The sequence below is a fragment of the Nocardioides scoriae genome, from assembly GCF_900104965.1.
Taxonomy (GTDB): Bacteria; Actinomycetota; Actinomycetes; order Propionibacteriales; family Nocardioidaceae; genus Marmoricola; species Marmoricola scoriae.
The window spans coordinates 759,953-781,255 of record NZ_LT629757.1 but is presented as its reverse complement, the minus strand read 5'-3'; the positions used below and the strand labels follow the sequence as shown (position 1 = coordinate 781,255).

22 protein-coding genes are annotated in these 21,303 nt (G+C 75.5%); 3 read left to right on the top strand and 19 right to left on the bottom strand.

Features of this window, described 5'->3' with window-relative positions:
* Positions 1 to 17 precede the first annotated feature (17 nt).
* The 3 genes from BLU55_RS03750 to BLU55_RS03740 form a co-directional block, all read right to left on the bottom strand.
* A complete protein-coding gene (locus BLU55_RS03750; RefSeq protein WP_091726245.1) occupies positions 18 to 896 on the bottom strand; it encodes a type IV toxin-antitoxin system AbiEi family antitoxin domain-containing protein in 879 nt (292 codons plus the stop codon).
* 95 nt (positions 897 to 991) lie between these two features.
* Positions 992 to 1,549, bottom strand: a complete 558-nt coding sequence (locus BLU55_RS03745; protein WP_091726243.1) for a flavin reductase family protein — start codon at positions 1,547 to 1,549, stop codon at positions 992 to 994.
* The gene (locus BLU55_RS03740) at positions 1,546 to 2,556 is read right to left on the bottom strand and encodes a zinc-binding metallopeptidase family protein (protein ID WP_091733366.1); all 1,011 of its coding nucleotides are present in this window, start codon (positions 2,554 to 2,556) and stop codon (positions 1,546 to 1,548) included. The genes BLU55_RS03745 and BLU55_RS03740 overlap by 4 nt, the downstream gene beginning before the upstream one ends.
* A 71-nt stretch (positions 2,557 to 2,627) precedes the next feature.
* On the opposite strand from BLU55_RS03740, the gene BLU55_RS03735 reads away from it, so the two are divergent.
* A complete protein-coding gene (locus BLU55_RS03735) occupies positions 2,628 to 3,359 on the top strand; it encodes a dienelactone hydrolase family protein (RefSeq protein WP_091726239.1) in 732 nt (243 codons plus the stop codon).
* Between the two features lie 23 nt (positions 3,360 to 3,382).
* Here the strand turns inward: BLU55_RS03735 and BLU55_RS03730 are convergent, their stop codons facing one another.
* From BLU55_RS03730 to BLU55_RS03720, 3 genes are read right to left on the bottom strand one after another with little or no spacing between them, the layout of a single operon-like run.
* On the bottom strand, positions 3,383 to 4,126 hold the full coding sequence (locus BLU55_RS03730; protein WP_091733365.1) for a glycosyltransferase: 744 nt from the start codon (positions 4,124 to 4,126) through the stop codon (positions 3,383 to 3,385).
* On the bottom strand, positions 4,123 to 5,493 hold the full coding sequence (locus tag BLU55_RS03725; protein WP_091726236.1) for a PIG-L family deacetylase: 1,371 nt from the start codon (positions 5,491 to 5,493) through the stop codon (positions 4,123 to 4,125). Before BLU55_RS03725 ends, BLU55_RS03730 begins: the two co-directional genes overlap by 4 nt.
* Complete coding sequence (locus BLU55_RS03720; RefSeq protein ID WP_091726233.1) at positions 5,487 to 6,572, bottom strand: acyl-CoA dehydrogenase family protein; 1,086 nt, start codon at positions 6,570 to 6,572, stop codon at positions 5,487 to 5,489. Before BLU55_RS03720 ends, BLU55_RS03725 begins: the two co-directional genes overlap by 7 nt.
* 130 nt (positions 6,573 to 6,702) lie before the next feature.
* On the opposite strand from BLU55_RS03720, the gene BLU55_RS03715 reads away from it, so the two are divergent.
* Entirely contained in the window at positions 6,703 to 7,371 is a 669-nt protein-coding gene (locus tag BLU55_RS03715; protein WP_091726231.1) for a helix-turn-helix transcriptional regulator, read from the top strand.
* A gap of 7 nt (positions 7,372 to 7,378) precedes the next feature.
* On the opposite strand, the gene BLU55_RS03710 is transcribed toward BLU55_RS03715, so the two are convergent.
* From BLU55_RS03710 to BLU55_RS03650, 13 genes are read right to left on the bottom strand one after another with little or no spacing between them, the layout of a single operon-like run.
* Complete coding sequence (locus tag BLU55_RS03710; RefSeq protein WP_091726228.1) at positions 7,379 to 7,831, bottom strand: type II 3-dehydroquinate dehydratase; 453 nt, start codon at positions 7,829 to 7,831, stop codon at positions 7,379 to 7,381.
* Positions 7,828 to 8,961, bottom strand: coding sequence for a 3-dehydroquinate synthase (gene aroB / locus BLU55_RS03705; RefSeq protein WP_091726226.1), 1,134 nt, complete (start codon positions 8,959 to 8,961; stop codon positions 7,828 to 7,830). The genes BLU55_RS03710 and aroB overlap by 4 nt, the downstream gene beginning before the upstream one ends.
* Positions 8,954 to 9,484: a shikimate kinase gene (locus tag BLU55_RS03700; RefSeq protein ID WP_331713682.1), complete on the bottom strand. Its 531-nt coding sequence runs from the start codon at positions 9,482 to 9,484 to the stop codon at positions 8,954 to 8,956. Before BLU55_RS03700 ends, aroB begins: the two co-directional genes overlap by 8 nt.
* Complete coding sequence (gene aroC, locus BLU55_RS03695) at positions 9,481 to 10,659, bottom strand: chorismate synthase (RefSeq protein WP_091726223.1); 1,179 nt, start codon at positions 10,657 to 10,659, stop codon at positions 9,481 to 9,483. Before aroC ends, BLU55_RS03700 begins: the two co-directional genes overlap by 4 nt.
* Before the next feature lie 43 nt (positions 10,660 to 10,702).
* Positions 10,703 to 11,470 carry an A24 family peptidase gene (locus BLU55_RS03690; protein ID WP_091726219.1) on the bottom strand — a complete coding sequence of 256 codons (768 nt, stop codon included), beginning with the start codon at positions 11,468 to 11,470 and terminating at the stop codon, positions 10,703 to 10,705.
* A gap of 10 nt (positions 11,471 to 11,480) precedes the next feature.
* Positions 11,481 to 12,347, bottom strand: a complete 867-nt coding sequence (locus tag BLU55_RS03685) for a shikimate dehydrogenase (RefSeq protein ID WP_091726216.1) — start codon at positions 12,345 to 12,347, stop codon at positions 11,481 to 11,483.
* A complete protein-coding gene (mltG, locus tag BLU55_RS03680) occupies positions 12,347 to 13,510 on the bottom strand; it encodes an endolytic transglycosylase MltG (protein WP_157682717.1) in 1,164 nt (387 codons plus the stop codon). The genes BLU55_RS03685 and mltG overlap by 1 nt, the downstream gene beginning before the upstream one ends.
* 13 nt (positions 13,511 to 13,523) lie before the next feature.
* Positions 13,524 to 13,997, bottom strand: a complete 474-nt coding sequence (gene ruvX / locus BLU55_RS03675; RefSeq protein ID WP_456237707.1) for a Holliday junction resolvase RuvX — start codon at positions 13,995 to 13,997, stop codon at positions 13,524 to 13,526.
* Complete coding sequence (alaS, locus tag BLU55_RS03670) at positions 13,994 to 16,669, bottom strand: alanine--tRNA ligase (protein ID WP_091726211.1); 2,676 nt, start codon at positions 16,667 to 16,669, stop codon at positions 13,994 to 13,996. The genes ruvX and alaS overlap by 4 nt, the downstream gene beginning before the upstream one ends.
* Positions 16,669 to 16,947 carry a DUF6167 family protein gene (locus BLU55_RS03665; protein WP_091726208.1) on the bottom strand — a complete coding sequence of 93 codons (279 nt, stop codon included), beginning with the start codon at positions 16,945 to 16,947 and terminating at the stop codon, positions 16,669 to 16,671. The genes alaS and BLU55_RS03665 overlap by 1 nt, the downstream gene beginning before the upstream one ends.
* Positions 16,948 to 16,972: 25 nt before the next feature.
* Positions 16,973 to 17,467, bottom strand: a complete 495-nt coding sequence (locus tag BLU55_RS03660; protein WP_091726203.1) for a hypothetical protein — start codon at positions 17,465 to 17,467, stop codon at positions 16,973 to 16,975.
* A gap of 11 nt (positions 17,468 to 17,478) precedes the next feature.
* Positions 17,479 to 18,879 (bottom strand): replication-associated recombination protein A, encoded by a 1,401-nt coding sequence (locus tag BLU55_RS03655; protein WP_091726200.1) that lies wholly within the window; start codon positions 18,877 to 18,879, stop codon positions 17,479 to 17,481.
* Between the two features lie 46 nt (positions 18,880 to 18,925).
* Positions 18,926 to 20,692 carry an ABC transporter ATP-binding protein gene (locus BLU55_RS03650; RefSeq protein WP_231917034.1) on the bottom strand — a complete coding sequence of 589 codons (1,767 nt, stop codon included), beginning with the start codon at positions 20,690 to 20,692 and terminating at the stop codon, positions 18,926 to 18,928.
* A gap of 55 nt (positions 20,693 to 20,747) precedes the next feature.
* Between BLU55_RS03650 and BLU55_RS03645 the strand changes: the two genes are divergently transcribed.
* Positions 20,748 to 21,287 carry a PH domain-containing protein gene (locus BLU55_RS03645; RefSeq protein ID WP_157682716.1) on the top strand — a complete coding sequence of 180 codons (540 nt, stop codon included), beginning with the start codon at positions 20,748 to 20,750 and terminating at the stop codon, positions 21,285 to 21,287.
* Positions 21,288 to 21,303: the final 16 nt, after the last annotated feature.

Genomic DNA, 21,303 nt, shown 5'->3' with positions numbered 1-21,303 from the left:
CCGGCGGCCCCCGCACCTCAGCCCACCTGGTCGAGCAGCTGCTGGTGGAACTCGCGCTCGAGGTGGCGGCGCCACAGCTCGGGCTCGCCGCGCAGCACCCGGCCGTCGGGCAGCACGACCACCCGCCACCCACGGCCGTGGAGGTCCTCCAGGTCCTCGGGGGTGACCTCGCCGCGCGCCACCTGGGAGGCCAGCACCGCGCCGAACTGGCGGTCGGCGACCCCGAGGGCGAGCCGGACCAGGCGGGTCCAGGTGGCGGCCGGCAGCCCCGGCACCGCCGTGGGCAGTCGCGCCTCGTGCCAGCCGAGCCGGAGCACGGACTCGGCCGCCGAGGCGGCGCGGTCGTCGACCTGGACGGCCAGCCGCCGCAGCTGCACCACGCCCGGCGTGCTGCCCGCCCCGGCCAGCCCGGCGAGCAGCGCCACGTGGCCCAGGTCGCCGGTGCGCAGCATCCGGTCCATCGCGGCCAGGGCGAGCGGCGCCGGCGCCCGGCGGCCCAGGTCGAGGGCGGTGCGCAGCGGCGTGGTGACCCGGGCACCCTCGAGCTCGAGCCGGTCGGCCGCCGGGACCCGGTGGCCGGGGACCACCTCCACCGGCACCCGGCCCGAGGCGTCGAACTCGCCCACCTCGACGCCGTGCACCCAGGCCGCGGTGCGGCCCACCGCCACGGCCCCCGGCCCCTGCACGAGCGCCAGGGCGTGGGCGCGCAGCCCCCGGTCGTCGGGGACGGTGGCGACGACGTAGACCCCGCGCAGCAGCCGGCGCACGACGCCCTGGTCCAGCGCGCGCTCGAGCGAGCGGCGGTCGAGCCCGGCGGCCAGCGCGGCGGCCCGGGTGAAGGGACGGTCGAGCGGCACCCGGGAGACGAGCGGGCTCAGGTCGAGGGGGGCGTCCATGGCTCCAGGGTCGCCCGGGTCGCCGCGCGCGTCGAACGGTCGTCCACAGGCTCGCGGCGGCGGTGTGGATCGTCCGGGTCGGAGGTCGGCCCGGCTCAGCCGAGGTGGCGGTAGCCACCCCGGTGGAAGACCAGCGGCTCGGCGTCCTCCCGCGAGCCGAGCTCCTGCACCCGGCCGATGACGACGTCGTGGTCGCCGGTGGGGTGCACCTCCTCCAGCAGGCAGTCGACGTACGCCGCGACGCCCGCCACCACGGGGGCACCGGTCGCCGCGGGACGCCAGTCGACGCCCGCGAAGCGGTGCCCGCGGCTGGCCATCACCCGCGACAGCTCCTCCTGGTCGGCGTCGAGCACGTTGACGCAGAACCGTCCCGAGGTCCGGATCCGGGCCCAGCTCTGCGAGCTGCGCGAGGCGCAGAACATCACCAGCGGGGGCTCGAGGGAGACGCTGGCGAAGGCCTGGCAGGTCATCCCCACCGGCTCGCCGTCGACCACCGACGTCACCACGGTGACACCGGTCGCGAAGTGGCCGAGCACCTCGCGGAACCGCCGGGCGCGCGGCGCGGCCCCCGGGTCGTGCGGCACCGGGGTGTGGTCGCCGAGCTGGAGCTCGAAGTCGTCGTCCTCGGTGCCGTCCACCTCGCCCCGGCTCACGCGTCCGCCCCGTCGCGGCGGGCGGCTCCGGCGAGGGTGGAGACGAACTCCAGCTTGTCGAGGACCGGCCCCGGGATCACGAACGGGTAGAGGTCGTCGTGGCCCATGCTGCGGTTGATCATGTTGAGCGCGATCGCCAGCGGCACCCAGATCCCCACCACGACGTCGCGGAAGTGGCGGAACGACGTGACGGTGCCGACGGTGGTCAGGCCGTGCTCGGAGGCGGTCTCGATCGTGTCGCAGATGTGCAGGTAGTGCGCCCAGGTCTCCGCGAAGTCCTCGAAGGGGTGCATGGTGGCGTAGCCGGAGATGTAGGACGCCTCCCAGCCCGCCGGCGGTCCCTCGGCGTAGTGGCGCTCGATCTCGGCCTGGTAGTCGCGGGTCTCGTCGCCGAACAGCTCGCGGTAGCGCGCCCGCCGCTCGCCCGTGCCGACCAGCTGCCACTCGTAGTAGTGGCCCGACTCGTGGCGGAAGTGGCCGAGCATGGTGCGGTAGGGCTCGTCGAGCTGCTCGCGCAGCTTCTCCCGGTGGGAGGCCTCGCTCTCGGCGAGGTCGATGGTGATCACCCCGTCCGCGTGGCCGATCGTCACGCTCTCCGCGACGCTCGAGAGCAGGTCGAAGGCCAGCCCGTCCACGGGGTCCTGGTGCTTGCCGACGACCGGGAAGCCGAGCACGTCCAGCTCGGCGACGAGGTGGCGCTTGGCGCGCTCCGCGGCCCAGAACTGGCGCAGCCCGACGGCGTCGTCGTCGTTCGGCCGGGTCCGGGTCAGGTCGCAGCCGAAGCACTGCCCGCCCTCGACCGGCGCCAGCCAGGTGCAGCCCGACAGGGTGAGGTTGCGGCAGACCCACCACGGGGTGCCGTCCGCCGCGGTGTAGCGCCCGGCGTCGTCGACGGGGACGATCAGCCGCTCGTCGCGGGAGTAGCCCAGCCGGGTGCCGCACGAGACGCACCGGGAGTTCTCGAAGTAGAGCGGGTTGTCACAGCTACGACAGCGGAACGCCTTCACCGGCCGACCCTCGCACACCGGTGCGGGCCGACGCCCGCCAGCCCGGGCTCCCACCTGCTTGGATCGGGGACATGAGCCTCCTGGACCGCTGGACCCGCGGCGAGCACACCGCCGACGGCACGACCCATCCCACCTACCGGCAGGGCCAGGGCCCCGGCGTCGTGGTGGTGCACGAGATCCCGGGGCTGACCGACAAGGTGCTGGCCTTCGGCCAGGAGGTCGTCGACGCGGGCTTCACCGTGGTGCTGCCCGAGCTGTTCGGCGAGGCCGGGCGGCCGATGTCGCCGGCGTACGCCGCCCGCAGCCTGGGCCGGGTCTGCGTCAGCCGGGAGTTCACCACGCTGGCCACCGGCGAGACCACCCCCGTCGCGGGGTGGCTGCGCAGCCTCGCCCGCGAGCTGCACGCCGAGCTGGGCGGCCCCGGCGTCGGCGCGCTCGGGATGTGCTTCACCGGCGGCTTCGCGCTGGCCATGATGGTCGACCCGGTGGTCGCCGCCCCGGTGCTGGCCCAGCCCTCGGTGCCCTTCCCCGTGGGTCGCCGCCGCTCCGCCGACCTCAACCTCTCGCCCGCCGACCTCGCGACCGTCCGGCAGAGGGCGGCCGGGGGGTGCCAGGTGCTGGGGCTGCGCTACCGCCAGGACGTCGCGGTCGGCCGCCGGTTCGAGACCCTGACGCGCGAGCTCGGCGACGCGTTCCTGCGCGTCGAGTTCGAGGGACGCCAGCACTCCACCCTCACCGAGCACCGCCAGCAGGAGGGCGTCGACCGGGTGCTGGCGTTCTTCGAGGAGAAGCTGCGCGCCTGAGGCCCGGCGCCCACCGCGTGACCTCACAGCTCGGCCAGGTACGCCGCGAAGCCGGCCGGCGCCCGACCGTCGAGGCGTGCCGAGGTCGTGACCGGGATGGCGGCCGTGGCCCGGGACCGCGCGCCGTGGCGGCGCAGGCGCTCGACGAGGTCGACGTCCTCCCCCGTCGCCAGCGCGCCGAACCCGCCCACCGCGTCGTACGCCGCCAGCGTGAACCCGAGGTTGGCGCCGTGCACGTGCAGGTGGCCCTCGACGAGGTCGTGCTGGGCCAGCCAGGCCCGTCGCTGCGAGGCCACGAGCAGCTCGTCGGGGCGCACCGTGCCGGTCAGCAGCTCGACCCCGGCCCGGGCCGCGGCGACGTGGCCGAGCAGCCAGTCGACCGGCACCCGCGTGTCGGCGTCCGTGGTCGCGACCCACAGGTCCCCGGCGGGCGTGCCCGCCGCCGTGGCGCGGGCGTGCTCGACCCCGGCGGCGCGGACGCTGCCGACCCGCCCGAGCGCGACGGTGACGCTGTCCAGCCAGGGCATGGCGAGCGCGGCCCGCGCCACGGCCTCGCCCGACCCGTCGCGGCAGGAGTCGAGCACGACCGTGGCCGCGACGGCCACGGGCCGCCGGCTCCCGGGGCCCGCGGTGCGGGCCAGCGCCCGCACGGCCAGGTCGAGCGAGGCGAGCATGCCGGGCAGCAGCGCCGCCTCGTCGCGGGCCGGCACCACCACGTGCAGGCGTGCCGGGCCACCCCCTGCGGGGCCTTCGAGGCGCTCGCTCACCGGGTCGGGTCCGGCCACGAGCCGTCGGCGGCGTGCACCCGGACCTCGACGTCGCGGTCGGCGTACGCCGCCCGCAGCGGGACGCCGAGCCGGCCCTCCAGCCGGCGGTGCACGTCGTCGCCGTCCAGGGCCCAGCCGACCACCGGGTGGCGCCAGTGGCACAGCACGACCACCCCGTCGGGGTCCAGGGAGGCCTCGATGCGCCGGCCCAGCCGGTCGAGCGCCCGCGGGCTGAGGAAGTAGCCGACCTCGGAGACCACGACCAGGTCGAAGGTCCCGTCGGGCCACTGGTCGGGCACGTCGAGCTTGCGGACCTCGACCGGGGCCAGGCCCGGGGCGTCGGCGAGCCGCTCGCGCGCCGCCCGCAGCGCCGCGGGTGACCGGTCGACCGCCACCACGGCGTCGGCCCGCGCGCGCAGCGCCGCTGCGAGCTCCCCGGTCGAGCAGCCCACCTCCAGCACCCGGCGCGACCGGGGTCGCGGCAGGGCGGCGAGCACGAGGTCGCGCTTGCGCCGCTCGTACCACCGCGACGCCGCTCCCCACGGGTCGGCCACCTCGTCGTGCAGGGCGTCGAGGCTGTCGTCGGGGCAGTCGGCGCCGGCGGTGCGGACGAGGTGCTCGACCGTCCCGGCGAAGTGCTCCAGCAGCCGCGGGCCGAGCAGGGTCTCGTCGCCGGGGGCCTCCGAGAGCGGGGCGACCTGGCTGCGGTGCCGGGCGACGGCGCGGAGCTTGGCCTGGACCGCCGGGCCGTCCAGCGGCAGCGGCCGCAGCTCCTCCCACGGCGCCTCGGCAGGCGAGCCCCAGTGCCAGAACCACACCGGGAACTCCCACAGCTCGGCATCGGTGCGCCGCGCCGCCGCGGCCGCCGCGCGCCCGGCGGCCTCGTGGTCGGGGTGGCCGTCGCGCCGCCAGGGGGCCACCAGCAGCGCGGGCCGGCCGTCGGTGGCCGGACCGCCCACGGTCTCGACCAGCCGCCGGGTCAGCTCCTCCTGGTGGGCCGCCACCTCGCCATCGGGCAGGCCCAGCCGCTGCAGCCGGTCCTCGTCGACGCCGAGCTCCCGGGCCGCCGCCACCGCCTCGGCCGCGCGGACCAGGGCCAGCTGCTCGGGCGTGGTCGTGGTGGACCCGGGGTGGGACCCCTCGCCGTCGGTGGCGCACACCAGCGTGACCGCGAGCCCCCGGGACCGGGCCAGCGCCGTGAGCCCGCCGGCGCCCAGCGACTCGTCGTCGGGATGGGCCGCGACCACCACGACGTGCGAGAAGCCGTCGAGGTGCAGCGGCTCGCCCGAGGCCCAGCGCTCGTCGTGGCGCCAGGCCCGGGCGCTGGTCCCCTCGGAGACGTGGGTGAACTCCGGCGGGGTCACCACGACGTCGACCCCTGGTCGAGCAGCAGCCGGCCCAGCTGCGCGAGGTCCCGCTCGCCGTGGTGCTGGCGCAGGTAGAGCTCCAGGTCGGCCACCCGGCGGGCGTGCTCCTCGTCGGTCGCCAGCGGACCCGGGCCCAAGGCGCGGCCGGTCCGGTCGAGCACCTCGGCGGCGGCGTCGGCCACGCCCTGGCGGACGCGGGCCGCGACCACGGCGGGCCCGTCCCGGCCCGCGGGTCCCCCGGCCCCGTCGGCCTGCGCGGCCGCCTCGGCGAGCAGCGCCCGCGCCCCGCCCAGCGCCGCATCGATCGCCCCCAGGTGCAGCAGCGCCACCTGGTCCGGCTCCCGGCGCGTGGCGGCGGCCCGCAGCCGGCGCGCGACGCCCACGGCGCCGCCGTACCAGACCGCCGCGACGCCGGCCCCGCCCCAGGCGAAGCCGGGGCGATCGAGGTACCACCCGGGGCCGCCCACGGCCCGGGCGGCGGCGCCGTCCATGACCAGGCCGGTGCTCACCACCTCCGCCAGCCCGCGTGCGACCCAGGCCGGGCCGTCCTCGTCCAGGCGCACGCCGGGGCCGCGCAGCTCGACCGCGAAGAGCCCGCGGCGCTCGTCGTCGACCCACGCCGTCACCAGCGCGTGCGAGACCCGGGCCGCGAGGGAGCACCACGCCTTGGGGCCGCTCAGCCGCCAGCCGTCGCCGTCCGGCTCGGCCCGGAGCCGCTCGGGACCCTCCGCGGCGTACACCCCCCACGTGGCGCCGGCCACAGCGGCGTCGTCGGGGCGCGGCCGGCCCTCGCGGCGCGCCTGGTCGAGGATCGCGAGCGCGTCGAGGTGCGGCTCGACCGCGCGGGCGACGGTGAGGTCGACCGCGCCCAGGGTCGCCAGCACCTCCCAGCTGCGGGCCGTGTCCCCCAGCGCGGGCGGCGCCACCTCGGTGCTGAGGTCGCGAGCCAGGTCGAGCGCGGCGGCGACGCGGTCGGGCGCCGCGGCCGTTGCCTGCGCACGCAGCACCAGGCGCTCCGCGACGGCCGCCCGCTCCGGCGGGAGGACGAGGGGGGACAGCGGGACGGGCGTGTGGGTCACGGAGGAGCACGCTTCCGGTGGCGGGGCGTGACCGGCACGAGCCGGACGCCACGGGCGGGACCCTCCCCCGCAGGGGTGGGGCGGACCTTCGCCCAGGTACCCGACGCGGTCGTGGACTAATCTGACCCGCATGGGTGAACCCGGTCCTGACGTGCCGCTGCGCGTCGCGCTCGTCAACGACTACGAGATCGTGGTGGCGGGTCTTGAGCACATGCTCGAGCCGTTCGCCGACCGCGTGGTGGTCGTCGAGCTCGACAGCCAGCGCCCGGTGGCGACGCCGGTCGACGTGATGCTCTTCGACGCGTTCACCCGCGAGCGCGTGGTCGGCCCCGTCGCCGACCTGCTGCAGCGCAGCCCCGCCCCGGTCGTGCTCTACACCTGGCACCTCGACGCCGACCTGGTCCAGGAGTGCCTCGACCTCGGCGTCGCCGGCTGCGTCTCGAAGACCGCCACCGCGCAGGACCTCGTCGACGCGCTGGAGAAGGTCGCCGCCGGCTCGGTGGTGGTCAGCCCCCGCCCCGAGGAGGACGACGCGCCCATCAGCGCGGGCGACTGGCCCGGCCGCGGCATGGGCCTCTCGGCCCGCGAGTCGGAGGTGATCGCGCTGATCGCCCAGGGCCTGTCCAACCAGGAGGTCGCGGCGCGCGCCTACCTGTCGATCAACTCGGTCAAGACCTACATCCGCTCGGCCTACCGCAAGATCGGCGTGCAGCGCCGCAGCCAGGCGGTGCTGTGGGCGGTGCAGCACGGCTTCACGCCGGACGTGTCGCGCACCGTGCTCGACCCGCCGCGCTCCTGAGGGTCCCTCAGGTCGGGTCGGCCAGCAGGCCGGCGAGGTGCTCCAGCGCCTGGCGGTAGCCGTCCACGCCCTGCCCCACGACCTCGTGGTCGGCGTGCGGGCTGACGTAGGAGGTGTGGCGGAACACCTCCGGCCGCGCCTTCGGGTCGCTGATGTGCAGCTCGACCAGCGGGGCGCTCAGCTGGGCGCAGGCGTCGTAGACGGCGAGCGAGTAGTGCGTCCACGCCGCGGCGTTGAGCACCACGGGCGTCTCGTCGTCGGCCGCCTGGTTGAGCCAGTCGAGCAGCACGCCCTCGTGGTTGGTCTGGCGCACCTCGACCTCGAGGCCCAGGTCGCGACCCCACTGCTCGCACAGGCCGACGAGGTCGGCGTACGTCGTGGAGCCGTAGATCTCCGGCTGCCGCTTGCCCAGCCGACCCAGGTTGGGCCCGTTGAGCACCAGCACGGTCCGCGTCGTCATCGTCCCTCCCGGACGTGGTCGTACGCCGCCCGCAGCAGCGTCTCGTCGGGCCCGGCCAGCACCGCCGGTCGGGCGAGGTCGTCGAGCACGACGAAGCGCAGCTGCGCGCCGCGCGACTTCTTGTCGACCCGCATCGTGGCCAGCAGGTCGTCGAAGGCCAGCTGGTCGGCGTCGACGTCGGCCAGCCGCACCGGCAGCCCGACGGCCGCGAGCGCCTCGGCGTGGCGGGCCGCGGTCGCGTCGTCGAGCCGCCCGGCCAGCCGCGCCAGCTCGGCCACGAAGACCATCCCGAGCGCCACCGCCTCGCCGTGGCGGACGCGGTAGCCGGTGCCGCGCTCGACCGCGTGGGCCAGCGTGTGGCCGTAGTTGAGGGCCTCGCGGCCCGGGTGGCCGTCGGCGCCGCCGGTCTCGCGGAGGTCGTCGACGACCACGCCGACCTTGACGGCGATGGCGCGCTCGACCACCTCGCGCAGCTCGGGCGAGGCGGGGTCGAGCACGGCCCCGGGGGCGCGCTCGACCACGGCCAGGATCTCCGGGTCGGCGATGAAGCCGCACTTGAGGACCTCCCCCAGCCCGGCGACCAGCTCGGCGGCCGGCAGCGTGGCCAGGGCGTCGAGGTCGCACAGCACGCCGGCGGGCTCGTGGAAGCTGCCCACGAGGTTCTTGCCGGCCCCGGTGTTCATGCCGGTCTTGCCGCCCACGGCGGCGTCGACCATCGCCAGCAGCGTGGTCGGGACGTGCACCACCGCGACGCCGCGCAGCCAGGTGGCGGCGACGAAGCCGCCCATGTCGGTGGTGGCGCCGCCGCCCACGGTGACGACGGCGTCCGAGCGGGTGAAGCCCGCCTCGCCGAGCCGCTCCCAGGCCTCGACGGCCACGGCCGCGGTCTTGGCGTGCTCGCCCTCGGGCAGCGGGAGCTCCAGGACCTCCAGGCCCCGCCCGACGAGAGCGTCGCGCACGCCGGCGACCAGGTCCTCGATGCCGGGCGCGTGGCACAGCGCGACCCGGGTCGCTCCGGACGGCAGGGCGTCGCCGAGCCGGTCGAGGACGCCGTGCCCCACGACCACGTCGTACGGCGCCGCGCCGCCGACGTGGAGCACCGAGGCGTCCCCCCGCGCGTGCTCAGCCATGGTCCTCCTCCACCGCGGCCCGGACCCGGGCGACGACCTCCTCGACGTCGACGCCGTCGGTCTCGACCACGTGGGTGGCCACCGAGGCGTAGACCGGCGTGCGCTCGTCGATGAGCTGCTTGATGCGGCCGCGGACGTTGCCCAGCAGCAGCGGTCGCGAGACACCGAGCCCGACGCGGTCGGCCGCGTCGGCCAGCCCGACCCGCAGGAAGACCACGCGGTGGCCGGCCAGCCGCTCGCGGGTGGTGGGGTCGACGACGGCGCCGCCACCGAGCGCGAGCACGCCGGCGTGGGCGGACAGGGCGTCGGCGATCGCCTCGCGCTCGAGCTCGCGGAAGCGGGCCTCGCCTGAGTCGACGAAGATGTCGGAGACGCTGCGTCCCTCGGCGGCCTCGACGTCGAGGTCGCTGTCGCGGAAGTCCACGCCCCACAGCTCGGCGAGGCGGCGCCCGACCGTGGTCTTGCCGGCGCCCATGGTGCCGACCAGCACCACGCGGGGCCGCACCTCGGCGCCCGTGCTCACCGGAACCGCAGGGTGTCGAGGTAGCCCTCGACGTTGCGTCGGGTCTCCCCCACCGAGTCGCCGCCGAACTTCTCCAGCACGGCGTCGGCGAGCACGAGCGCGACCATCGCCTCGGCCACGACACCGGCGGCCGGGACGGCACAGACGTCGGAGCGCTGGTGGTGGGCGACGGTGGCCTCGCCGGTGGCGACGTCGACGGTGCGCAGCGCGCGCGGGACGGTGGCGATGGGCTTCATCGCAGCCCGCACCCGCAGCACCTCGCCGGTGGACATGCCGCCCTCGGTGCCACCGGAGCGACCGGACGTGCGCCGCAGCGCGCCGTCCTCGGTGACGATCTCGTCGTGGGCCTGCGAGCCGGGGGTCGCGGCGAGCTCGAAGCCGTCGCCGACCTCGACGCCCTTGATGGCCTGGATGCCCATGAGCGCGCCGGCCAGCCGGGCGTCGAGGCGGCGGTCCCAGTGGACGTGGGACCCCAGGCCCGGCGGCAGGCCGTGCACGACCACCTCGACGACGCCGCCGAGGGTGTCGCCGTCCTTGTGGGCCTGGTCGATCCGCTCGACCATGGCGCGGGACGCCTCGGCGTCCAGGCAGCGCACCGGGTCCTCGTCGAGGTGGGCGACGTCGTCGGGGCCCGGCACGGAGCCGGCCGGGGCGGGGACGCCGCCGAGCTCGACGACGTGGGCCACCAGCCGGGCGCCCGTGGCCTGCTCCAGGAAGGCCGAGGCCACCCGGCCCAGGGCCACCCGGGCGGCGGTCTCGCGGGCCGAGGCCCGCTCGAGGATGGGACGCGCCTCGGTGAAGTCGTACTTCTGCATGCCGACCAGGTCGGCGTGGCCGGGGCGGGGACGGGTGAGCGCGGCGTTGCGGGCCAGGGCGTCCAGCTCGGCGGGGTCGACCGGGTCGGACGACATCACCTTCTCCCACTTAGGCCACTCGGTGTTGCCCACCTCGATCGCCACCGGTCCGCCCTGGGTCTCGCCGTGGCGCACGCCGCCGGTGAGGCGGACCTGGTCCTGCTCGAACTTCATCCGGGCCCCGCGGCCGTAGCCGAGACGGCGGCGGGCCAGGGCGTCGGAGATGTCCTCGGAGGTGACCCGGACGTGGGCGGGCAGACCCTCGAGGATCGCGGTCAGGGAGGGTCCGTGGGACTCCCCCGCGGTCAGCCAGCGCAACATGTCGCCAGTGTTTCACGCGCCTCTCGGACGTCCGGCAGCTCCCTCAGTAGCCGAGACCCGCGGCGATCGCCGGTCCGGCCACCACCGCCAGGGCCGCTCCGACCAGCATGAACGGGCCGTAGGGATAGCGACGCCGCAGGCTCCGGCTGGCCAGGGACAGCACCACCCCGCCCAGGGCGCCCACGAGGACCATGAGCCCGAGCCCCACCAGCGCCTGCGACCACCCGAGGTAGCCCAGGGCGGGCCCCAGCACCCGGGACAGCCGCACGTCGCCGAAGCCCCAGGCGCCCAGCAGCCACCAGAACACCCAGAACCAGCCGCCGACCACCAGCCAGCCCCCGCCCGCGCGCAGCAGCGCGTCCAGGTCGCCGTCGACCAGGGCCGCCAGCGGCACCAGCACGGCGAGCAGGACGTACGTCGGCCGGATGATCCGCGTCGGCAGCAGCGTGGTGCGCCAGTCCACGACGAGCAGCACCGCCCCGACGGGCACCAGCGGCACCAGGAACAGCAGCGCCCCCGTCCAGCCCAGGACCGCCCCGAAGGCCGCGCCCACCAGGCCGGACCCGACGACCAGCCCGGTCCGCAGGTGCGGGAGCGCGGCCATCTCGGCGTACGGCTCCTTGGGCGGGGGCGGGCCGAGCGTGGTACCGCTCGCACCGGCCTCCTCGGGCGCGGTCGCGTCCGCTGCGGGCTCCTCCGGGGCGGGCTCGGGCACGCGGGCCAGCAGCGCGGGAGCGGGCACCGCGAGCAGGGCGCACAGCAGCCCCACCACCAGTCCCGGGACCAGGTGGGGCACCACGTCCAGGGGCATGCCCGGAACGCTAGGCCATGTCGGCGGTCGCGCCGGCGCTTTCCACAGCCTCGGCCCGGCCCCGGCGGCGCAGCTCGCGCAGCGCGGCCGACCGCAGCAGGTCGACCGGCACCGAGCGGCCGGCCATCACCTGCAGCTGCAGCACCGCCTGGTGGGCCAGCAGGTCCAGCCCGCTGACCAGGGCCCGGCCCGACTGCTGGGCCGCGACGTGCAGCGGCGTCGGCCAGGGGTCGTAGACGACGTCGAAGACCCGGGGCACCTCGGCGCAGGCCGCGAGGACCGCGGCGCCCTGGGCCCGTCCCGGGATGGTGGAGACCACCAGGTCGCCGTGCAGCGGCCCGGAGGCCAGGGCCTCGTCGAGGCGGCCGACCACGACCTCGGGCGAGCGGCGGTGGCGGCGCACGACGTCGACGGTCTCGCTGGCGCGCGCGGGCTCGCGGACCAGGACGGTGGCGCGCTCCAGGCCGAGCTCGGCCAGCGCGAGCAGCACCGAGGAGGCGGTCGCCCCGCCGCCCAGGACGACGGCCTCGCGCACCGGGTCGTGCAGCCGCTCCACGACGGCGGCCATCGCCCCGGGCACGTCGGTGTTGAACCCGAGGCGGCGGCGGTCGCCGAGGACCAGGGTGTTGGCGGCGCCCGACATCGCGGCCCAGTCGTCGAGGGAGTCGGCCAGGCCGACCACGGTGCGCTTGAGCGGCATCGTCAGCGACAGCCCCCGCCAGGTCCGGTCGAGGCCCTCGAGGTGGGCGGGCAGGTCCTGCGACGCGAGCTCGACGGCGTCGTAGGTCCAGTCCAGCCCCAGCTCGGCGTACGCCGCACGGTGCATGGCCGGGGAGAGCGAGTGGGCCACCGGGGTGCCCACGACGGCGCAGCGCATCAGCAGTCCTCGCTGCTCCGGCAGTACTCCCGCAGCTTCTCGACCCACTTGTTGTGCTCGGCCAGGGTGACCGAGAAGCGGGTGGTGTCGGCCTCGTAGTCGGGCACGAAGAACAGCCAGTCGCCCTGGGCCGGCTTCAGCGCCGCCTGGATGGTCTCCTCGCCGGGGGAGCCGATCGGGCCCGGCGGGAGACCGGTGTAGCGGTAGGTGTTGTAGCGCGAGTCGTCGTCGCGCTCGGCGGCGGTGGTCCACACGTCGCCCGAGCGGCCGCTCACGTAGGAGACCGTCGAGTCGAGCTGCAGCGGCATGTCGTCGTCGAGGCGGTTGTAGAGCACCCGGGCGACCTTGGGGTAGTCGACGCTGCGGTTCGCCTCGTACTCCAGGATGCTGGCGACCGTCAGGACCTGCTCCGGGGTGAGCCCGAGCGCCTCGGCGCGGGCCTCGATGTCGAGCGAGGCCTCGACGGCCTTGGTCTTGTCGACCATCTGGCCGAGCAGCTGGGCCGCGGTCGTGCGCGGCGGCACGGTGTACGTCGCGGGGAACAGGTAGCCCTCGGGGTTGCCCTGCGCCTCGGCCGGCAGCCCGATGGCGTCGGCGTCGGCCAGCGCGCGGTTGACGGCCTTGCGGGTGATGTCGGTGCGCTTGACGATGGCGTCGGCCACCTGGCGCACGCGGGCGCCCTCGGGCACGGTGACCAGGCTCTGCACCAGGTTGGCGGGGTCGACCAGGACCGCGAGCGCCTCGCTGGCCTTCATCTTGGCCTTGAGCTCGTAGTAGCCGACCTGGATGTTGCGCGAGCTGGCCTCCTCGCGCGCCGCGGTGTTGAATGCGTCGACGCTGGCCACCACGCCGGCGTCCTTGAGCCCGCGGGCGATGTCGGTGGACGTCTCGCCCTCCTTGACCTGGTAGATCACCTGGCCGCTGCCGGGGCCGTCGTAGTCGGGGGCGTCGGCGAGGCGGGCGCTCAGCTCGTCGAAGGCCCAGCGGCCGCCGAAGAACGCGGCCGCGCCGAGGACGAGGAGCACCGCCAGCACGGGCAGGCAGCCGCTGAGGCGCCGCCGCCGCGGCTGCTCGTAGCTCCAGCCGTGGTCGCCGCCGTCGACGTCGTCGTCGTAGCCCGGCTCGAGGACGGAGTCCTCCCTGCGGCCGTCGTCGTTGGTCACGTTGGTGTTCCGCCTAGTCGTCCGTGGCCCGGACCGGCACCGGCTCGCCGGCTCGTGCGTCCGACTGCCGCTCCCGATCGAGGGCTCCCTGCAGGATGACGACGGCGGCGGCCATGTCGACCACCGCACGACGCTTCTTGCCCTTGCGCCCCTGGTCCCGCAGCTGGCCCTCGGCCGTCACGGTGCTCAGGCGCTCGTCGAACAGCCGCACCTCGACCGGGCGCACCCGGTCGGCGAGGTCGCTCGCGAACGCTCGCACCTTACCCGCCGAGGGTCCCTCCCTCCCGGACATCGAGCGCGGCAGGCCGACGTACACCACCGCCGCCTCCGCCTCCCGCACCAGCGCCAGGAGCCGGTCGAGGTCGCCCGGGCCGCGGCGGACGGTCTCGACCGGGGTGGCCAGGATGCCGCCGGGATCGCTGCCGGCGACGCCGATGCGGGCGTCGCCCGGGTCCAGGCCCAGGCGGACGCCGCGCTCCAGCGTCACGAGCCGGCAGCCCCGTCGAGCACCGCCCGGCGGACCGCGGCGAGGGCGTCGTCGGCCAGCGAGGCGTCGGCACCGCCCCCCTGCGCGACGTCGTCCTTGCCGCCGCCCTTGCCGCCCAGCACCTGGGCCGCCGCGCGGACCAGGGCGTTGGCGGACAGGCCGGCGGCGCGGCCGGCCTCGTTGACGGCGACGACGATCGCGGCCCGGTCACCGCCGGTGCCGATGACCGCGGCCACGCCGGGACGCTCGCCCGACAGCCGCTGGCGCACGTCCAGGGCCAGGGTGCGGACGTCTCCGCCCGCGGCGCCCGCGACCACGTGGGCGGCCAGCGAGGTGCCGTGCACGTCCTCGGCCGCCTCGGCCAGGCTGCCCGCGGAGGCCAGCAGCTGCTGCAGCCGGGCCTTCTCGATCTCCTTCTCGGCGGTGCGCAGCCGCTCCACCAGGTCGGCGACGCGGCCGACGAGGCCGTCGGGCTGGGTCTTGAGCAGCGTGGTGAGCTCGCCCACCACGTCGCGCTCGCGGGCGAGGTAGGCGAACCCCTCGACACCGGTGAAGGCCTCGATGCGCCGGTTGCCCGAGCCCACGGACGACTCACCGGTCACCACGATGGTGCCGATCTGGCTGGAGTGCTCGACGTGGGTGCCACCGCACAGCTCGCGCGACCACGGGCCGCCGATCTCCACGACCCGGACCTGGCCGGCGTCGTAGGTCTCGCCGAAGAGCGCGATCGCGCCCCACTCCTTGGCCTCGGGGAGCGTCATGTACTGCCAGCCGACGGGCAGGTCGGCCCGCAGCGCCCGGTTGGAGACCTCCTCGATGTCGCGCACCTGCTGGGCGCCCAGCGCGCTGCTCCAGCCGAAGTCGAGGCGCAGGTAGCCCGGGCGGTTGAACGACCCGGACTGCAGCGCGCTCGGGCCGAGCACCTCGCGCAGCGCGGCGTGCACCACGTGGGTGCCGGAGTGGGCCTGGCGGGCGCCGGTGCGCCACTCGGGGTCGACCCGCGCGTGCAGCGGCGCCGTGGGCACCAGCTCGCCGTCGAGGACGCGCACCTGGTGCACGACCAGGCCCTTGACGGGTCGCTGGACGTCGAGCACCTCGAGCGTGCCGCCGTCGAAGTCGATGGTGCCGGCGTCGGCCGCCTGGCCGCCCGACTCGGCGTAGAACGGCGTCCGGTCGAGCACCAGCTCGCCGACCTCGCCGCTGGCGAGGCTGGCGACCTGCTGGCCGCCCCGGAGCAGGGCGTGGGCCCGCGACTCGGTCTCGAGGGTCTCGTAGGCCAGCCACTCGGTGGGCCCGCGCTCGTCGAGGATGCCGCGGTAGACCGCGGTGTCGGCGTGCTGCCCCTTCTTGGAGCGGGCGTCGGCGCGGGCACGGTCGCGCTGCTCGGCCATCAGCTGGCGGAACCCGGCCTCGTCGACCTCGAGCCCCTGCTCGGAGGCCATCTCCAGGGTCAGGTCGATGGGGAACCCGTAGGTGTCGTGCAGCGCGAACGCCCGCTCGCCCGACAGCGCGGTGCCGCCGCTGGTCTTCACCTCGGCCGCGGCGGTGTCGAAGATCGTGGTGCCGGTGCGCAGCGTCTGGCGGAAGGCGTCCTCCTCGGCGTACGCCACCTGGGAGATGCGCGACCAGTCGCGGTGCAGGTCGGCGTACGTCTCCCCCATGCGGTCGCGGCTGACCGGGAACAGCTCGGGCAGGGCCCGGTCCTCGTAGCCGAGCAGCCGCACCGAGCGGACCGCTCGGCGCAGCAGCCGGCGCAGCACGTAGCCGCGCGACTCGTTGCCCGGGGTGACGCCGTCGCCGATGAGCATCATCGAGCTGCGGACGTGGTCGGCCACCACCCGGAAGCGCACATCGTCGACGGGGTCGGCGCCGTAGCGGCGGCCGGTGAGCTCCTCGACCTTGGCGATGACGGGGTAGACGACGTCGATCTCGTACATGTTGGGCTTGTCCTGGAGGAGCAGCGAGACCCGCTCCAGGCCCATCCCGGTGTCGATGTTCTGCTTCGGCAGGGCTCCGGCGATGTCGAAGTCGGTCTTGGAGCGCACGGCCGAGAGCTCGTCCTGCATGAAGACGAGGTTCCAGATCTCCAGGTAGCGGTCCTCGGCGCCGAAGTCGCCGTCCGCGCCGTACGCCGGACCGCGGTCGTAGAGGATCTCCGAGCACGGACCACCGGGGCCCGGGACGCCCATCGACCAGTAGTTCTCGCTCTTGCCCAGCCGGATCACCCGGTCGTCGGGCAGGCCCGTGATCTGCTTCCACAGCTCGACGGCCTCGGGGTCGTCCTCGTAGACGCTGGGGTAGAGCCGGCTCTCCTCCAGGCCCCAGCCGCCGTCGGCGAGGGGCTTGGTGACCAGGTCCCACGCCAGCTCGATGGCGCCGGCCTTGAAGTAGTCGCCGAAGCTGAAGTTGCCGCACATCTCGAAGAACGTGCCGTGGCGCGTGGTCTTGCCGACGTCCTCGATGTCGGGCGTGCGGACGCACTTCTGCACGCTGGTCGCCCGCGGCCACGGCGGCGTCTCCTGGCCCAGGAAGTAGGGCTTGAAGGGCACCATCCCGGCGTTGACGAACAGCAGGTTGGGGTCGGGCACCAGCAGCGAGGCCGAGGGCACGGCCGTGTGACCGGCGGCTTCGAAGTGCGCGACGAAGCGGCGGCGGATCTCGGCGGTGTCCATCAGGGGGTGTCCTCCAGCATGCGGGTGGTGGTCGGGTCGGTGGGGGCGTCGAGCTCGGGCGGCCCGTCCAGGGTGAGCCCGAGGCGGTGGCGCAGCTCGGTCTCCTTCTCGTCGCGGCCGGTGCGCACCTCCTCGGCGAAGAGCTGGGCCCCGAGGGTCAGGCCGGCGACGCGGTCGCGCAGCCCCTCGGGCGTGAAGGCCTCGGCCAGGCGGCGGGCGCGGGCCATGGCGTAGACCCCTGCTCCCGCCCCGGCGACGAACCAGACGCCGCGGTTCACGGGGCGGTCCTGCTGCGGGCGGTCCTCATGCGGCGCGGGCCCTCGAGTCCCGCCAGGCCTGCTTCATCTCGCGCCGGCGCTGCTTGCGGGCCCGCCGGGTCTCGCGCCGGACCTCGAAGCGGATCCGGTTGCGCGACTCGGCCGAGAGCGCGCGGCGCACGCCGTGGCCCAGCGCCACCGCCTTGACCAGCGGCTCGCCCAGGGCGGCGTTGAGCACCACGCGGTCGGCCACCATCGGGAGTCCCACCGCGTCCAGCCGGTCGGGCGGCCCGGCCCGGCCCGCGTCGGTGATGACGTACGCCGCGTCGCTCACGGCGGGCGCGTCCCGGTGGGTGCTGCGCTCGAGCCGCTCGGCCAGGTCGTCCAGGCGGGTGCGCAGGGCCGCGGCCTCCGCGCGCGCCTGCTCGGTCTCGCCCCGGGCCGTGGTGCGCAGGTGGCGCACCGCAGCCAGCAGCGCCACCACGAGCACGAGGGCGACCCCGAGACCGGTGGCGAGCGCGAGCACGAGCGGCGAGTCCATGGCGACCGACCCTACCTGCCGCGCACCCGCCGCCGGACGCGCTCCCACCGCTCGCGCAGCGACGCCTCGGCGCCCAGGTTGGTCGGCTGGTAGTAGGTGGCGTCGGCGACCACGTCGGGGGCGTACTGCTGCTCGGCGATGCCGAAGGGCGCGTCGTGGGAGTACTGGTAGCCCTTCCCGTGGCCGAGCTTCTTGGACCCGCCGTAGTGCGCGTCGCGCAGGTGCGCCGGGACCGGGCCGATCTTGCCGGCGCGCACGTCCGCCGACGCGGCGTCCATGGCCTTGATGACGGCGTTGGACTTGGGCGCCAGCGCCAGGTGGAGCACGGCCTGGGCCAGGTTGAGCCGCGCCTCGGGCATGCCGATCAGCTGCACCGCCTGCGCGGCCGCCACCGCGACCGGCATCGCGGTCGGGTCGGCCAGGCCGACGTCCTCGCTGGCCAGGACGACCAGCCGGCGGGCGATGAACCGCGGGTCCTCCCCGGCCTCGACCATCCGCGCGAGGTAGTGCATGGCCGCGTCGGCGTCCGAGCCCCGGATCGACTTGATGAAGGCGCTGGTGACGTCGTAGTGCTGGTCGCCCTGGCGGTCGTAGCGCACCGCCGCCCGGTCGACGGCCCGCTCGGTCACCGCCAGGTCGATGGTGGTGCCGCCCTCCGACTCGGCCGCGCCCGCCGCCGCCTCGAGGTAGGTCAGCGAGCGCCGGGCGTCGCCGCCGGCGAGGCGGACCAGGTGGTCCATCGCGTCGGTCTCGATCTCCAGGCGGTCGCCGAGGCCGCGCTCGTCGGCGAGCGCCCGGTCGATGACGCCGCGGACGTCGTCGTCGGTGAGCGGCTCCAGCGTCAGCAGCAGCGAGCGCGAGAGCAGCGGCGAGATCACCGAGAAGAAGGGGTTCTCGGTGGTCGCGGCCACCAGGGTCACCCAGCGGTTCTCCACGCCCGGGAGCAGGGCGTCCTGCTGGGCCTTGCTGAAGCGGTGGACCTCGTCGACGAACAGCACCGTCTCCTGGCCGGTGCGGGTCAGCCGGTTGCGGGCGGTGTCGATCGCGGCCCGCACCTCCTTGACCCCGGCCGAGACCGCCGAGACCTCGACGAAGGCCCGGTTGGTCTGGCCCGAGACGATCGAGGCGATCGTCGTCTTGCCGGTGCCGGGCGGGCCCCACAGCAGCAGCGACATCGGCTGGTCGCCCTCGACGAGGCGGCGCAGCGGGGCGCCGGGAGCCAGCAGGTGCTGCTGGCCGACGAGCTCCTCGAGGGTCTGGGGCCGCATCCGCACCGCGAGCGGGGCCGACGAGTGGCTGTTGCCGGCCAGGGTGCCGGCGCCGGACGCCCCGGGTCCGCCCCCGGCCCACGCCGACTGCTGGACCGTCGGGGCGGCGCCGCCGGGTGCGTCGTACTCGAACAGACCGTCCATCACCACGACCCTAGCCGCCGCGACGGACGGCCCCGGCGGCGCTGCCTCAGGAGGCTCCCGCGCGGGTGATGAGCGCGTCGCGCGCCTCGCGGCGGCGGCGCTGCTCGGCGGGGTCCGGCACCGGGACGGCGGCCACGAGGCGCTGGGTGTACTCGTGCTGGGGGTGGCGCACGATCTGGTCGGTGGAGCCGACCTCGACCAGCTTGCCCATGTACATCACCGCGATCCGCGAGGCGAGGATCTCGACCACGCCGAGGTCGTGGCTGATGAACAGGCAGGCGAAGCCCTGCTCGCGCTGCAGCTCCTGGAACAGGTCGAGGACCTTGGCCTGCACCGACACGTCGAGCGCCGAGGTGGGCTCGTCGGCCACCAGCAGCTCGGGCTGGAGTGCCAGGGCGCGGGCGATGCCGACGCGCTGGCGCTGGCCACCGGACAGCTCGTGGGGGTAGCGGTTGCGGAAGCCGCGCTGCAGCTGCACGTCGTCGAGCAGCTTCTCGACCTCGGCGTTGAGCGCCTTGCCCTTGAGCCCGCGGTGGAGCAGCAGCGGCTCACCGATCGACTCGCCCACGGGCAGCCGCGGGTTGAGCGAGGAGCCGGGGTCCTGGAAGACGATGCCGACCTTGTCGCGCAGCGGCTTGAGGTCCTTGCGCCCGGCTCCCTTGAGCTGGACGCCCGCCACCTCGAAGCTGCCACCGGCCACGGGCAGCAGGCCCATGGCGGCGCGCCCGATCGTGGTCTTGCCCGAGCCCGACTCCCCCACCAGCCCGACGACCTCGCCCGGCTGGATGGTCAGCGACACGTCGTCGACGGCCCGGAAGACCGGCTGGTTGCCGCGCTTGGGGTACTCCAGCACGATGTTCTCGGCCACCAGGATCGGGCTGCGCTTCTCGGCGGCGGCGGTGGCCTGGTCGCGCTCGGTGCGCGCCTGGCCCGCCTCGACGCTGGCCGTGCCGAAGTGGGGCACCGAGCTCAGCAGCTGCTGGGTGTAGGGGTGCTGGGCGTGGTTGAAGATCTCGTCGGCGGTGCCCGACTCGACGATCCGGCCGTGCTGCATCACCACGATCCGGTCGGCCATGTCGGCCACGACCCCCATGTCGTGGGTGATGAGGACGATGCCGGCGTTGACCCGCTCGCGCAGGTCGCGCATCAGCTTGAGGATCTCGGCCTGGACGGTCACGTCGAGCGCCGTCGTCGGCTCGTCGGCCACGAGCAGCTGCGGCTCGCAGGCCAGCGCCTGGGCGATCATGGCGCGCTGCCGCTGGCCGCCGGAGAGCTGGTGGGGGAAGGCGTCGAAGCGGCGCTCGGGCTCGGGGATCTCCACCAGGGTGAGCAGCTCGATGGCGCGCTTGCGGGCGTCCTTGGGCGACATCTCGAAGTGGGAGCGGATCGTCTCCACGATCTGGAACCCGATCGTGTAGACGGGGTTCATCGCCGTCATCGGCTCCTGGAAGATGACCGCGATCTCCTTGCCGCGGATCCGCCGCAGCGGGGCGCCGGTGAGGCCGACCAGCTCCTGCCCGCGCAGCTTGGCGCTGCCGGTCGCGCGGCCGTTGGAGGGCAGCAGGCCCAGCAGCGACATCGACGACTGGGTCTTGCCCGAGCCGGACTCGCCCACGATCGCGAGCACCTCGCCCGCCTCGACGTGGTAGCTGACGTCGATGGCGGCCGGGAACCAGTCGCCGTCGACGTAGAAGGAGACGTCGAGGCCGTCGACCTCGAGCAGCGGGGCGTCGCGGTCGCCGATGTGGTCGCCGCCGCCGGGGAGCCCGGTGGTGGTGGCGGACGAGGGACCCGTCTGGTCAGGAGTGCTCACGGGGTGCCTTTCGGTGCGCAGGTCGCGTCGTGCGGGCGTCTGCAAGGGTGTGGCCATGGATCGTCCGGAGACCACCGAGGTGGTCCGCTCGCGTGCCGCCGTGGCCCTGGGCTGGTCGTTGGTCGCCGTCGCGGTCGCCGGTGTCGCCTCGACGCCCTTCGGCGGCCTCGACGCCGTGCTGGTGTACGCCGCGCCGCTGGCCCTGCTCGGCCTGCTGGCCTGGGCCGCCTTCGTGCGGGCGCACGTCGAGGTCTCCGACGGCGGGGTCGGCGTGGTCAACACGCTGCGCTCGGTGCTGGTGCCGTGGCCCGCCGTGGAGGCGGTCGACGGACGCTACGGGCTGCGCCTGGCCACGGCGTACGGACCGGTCCAGGCGTGGGCGGCACCCGCTCCCGCCGGACGGGCGCGCGCCCGCCGCGAGAGCGGCCCGGCCGCCGTCGTGGTGCAGCGACGGCTCGAGGCGCTGCGCGGGGCCGGCCACCTCGAGGGGGCGCGGCTCGAGCGCGAGCAGCTGGACTGGCGCTGGGACCGGCCGCTGCTGGTCGCCGTCGGCGTGCTGGCCGCGGCCAGCGTGGTGCTGCCGCTGCTGGCCTGATCCCGCGGGCCGGCGG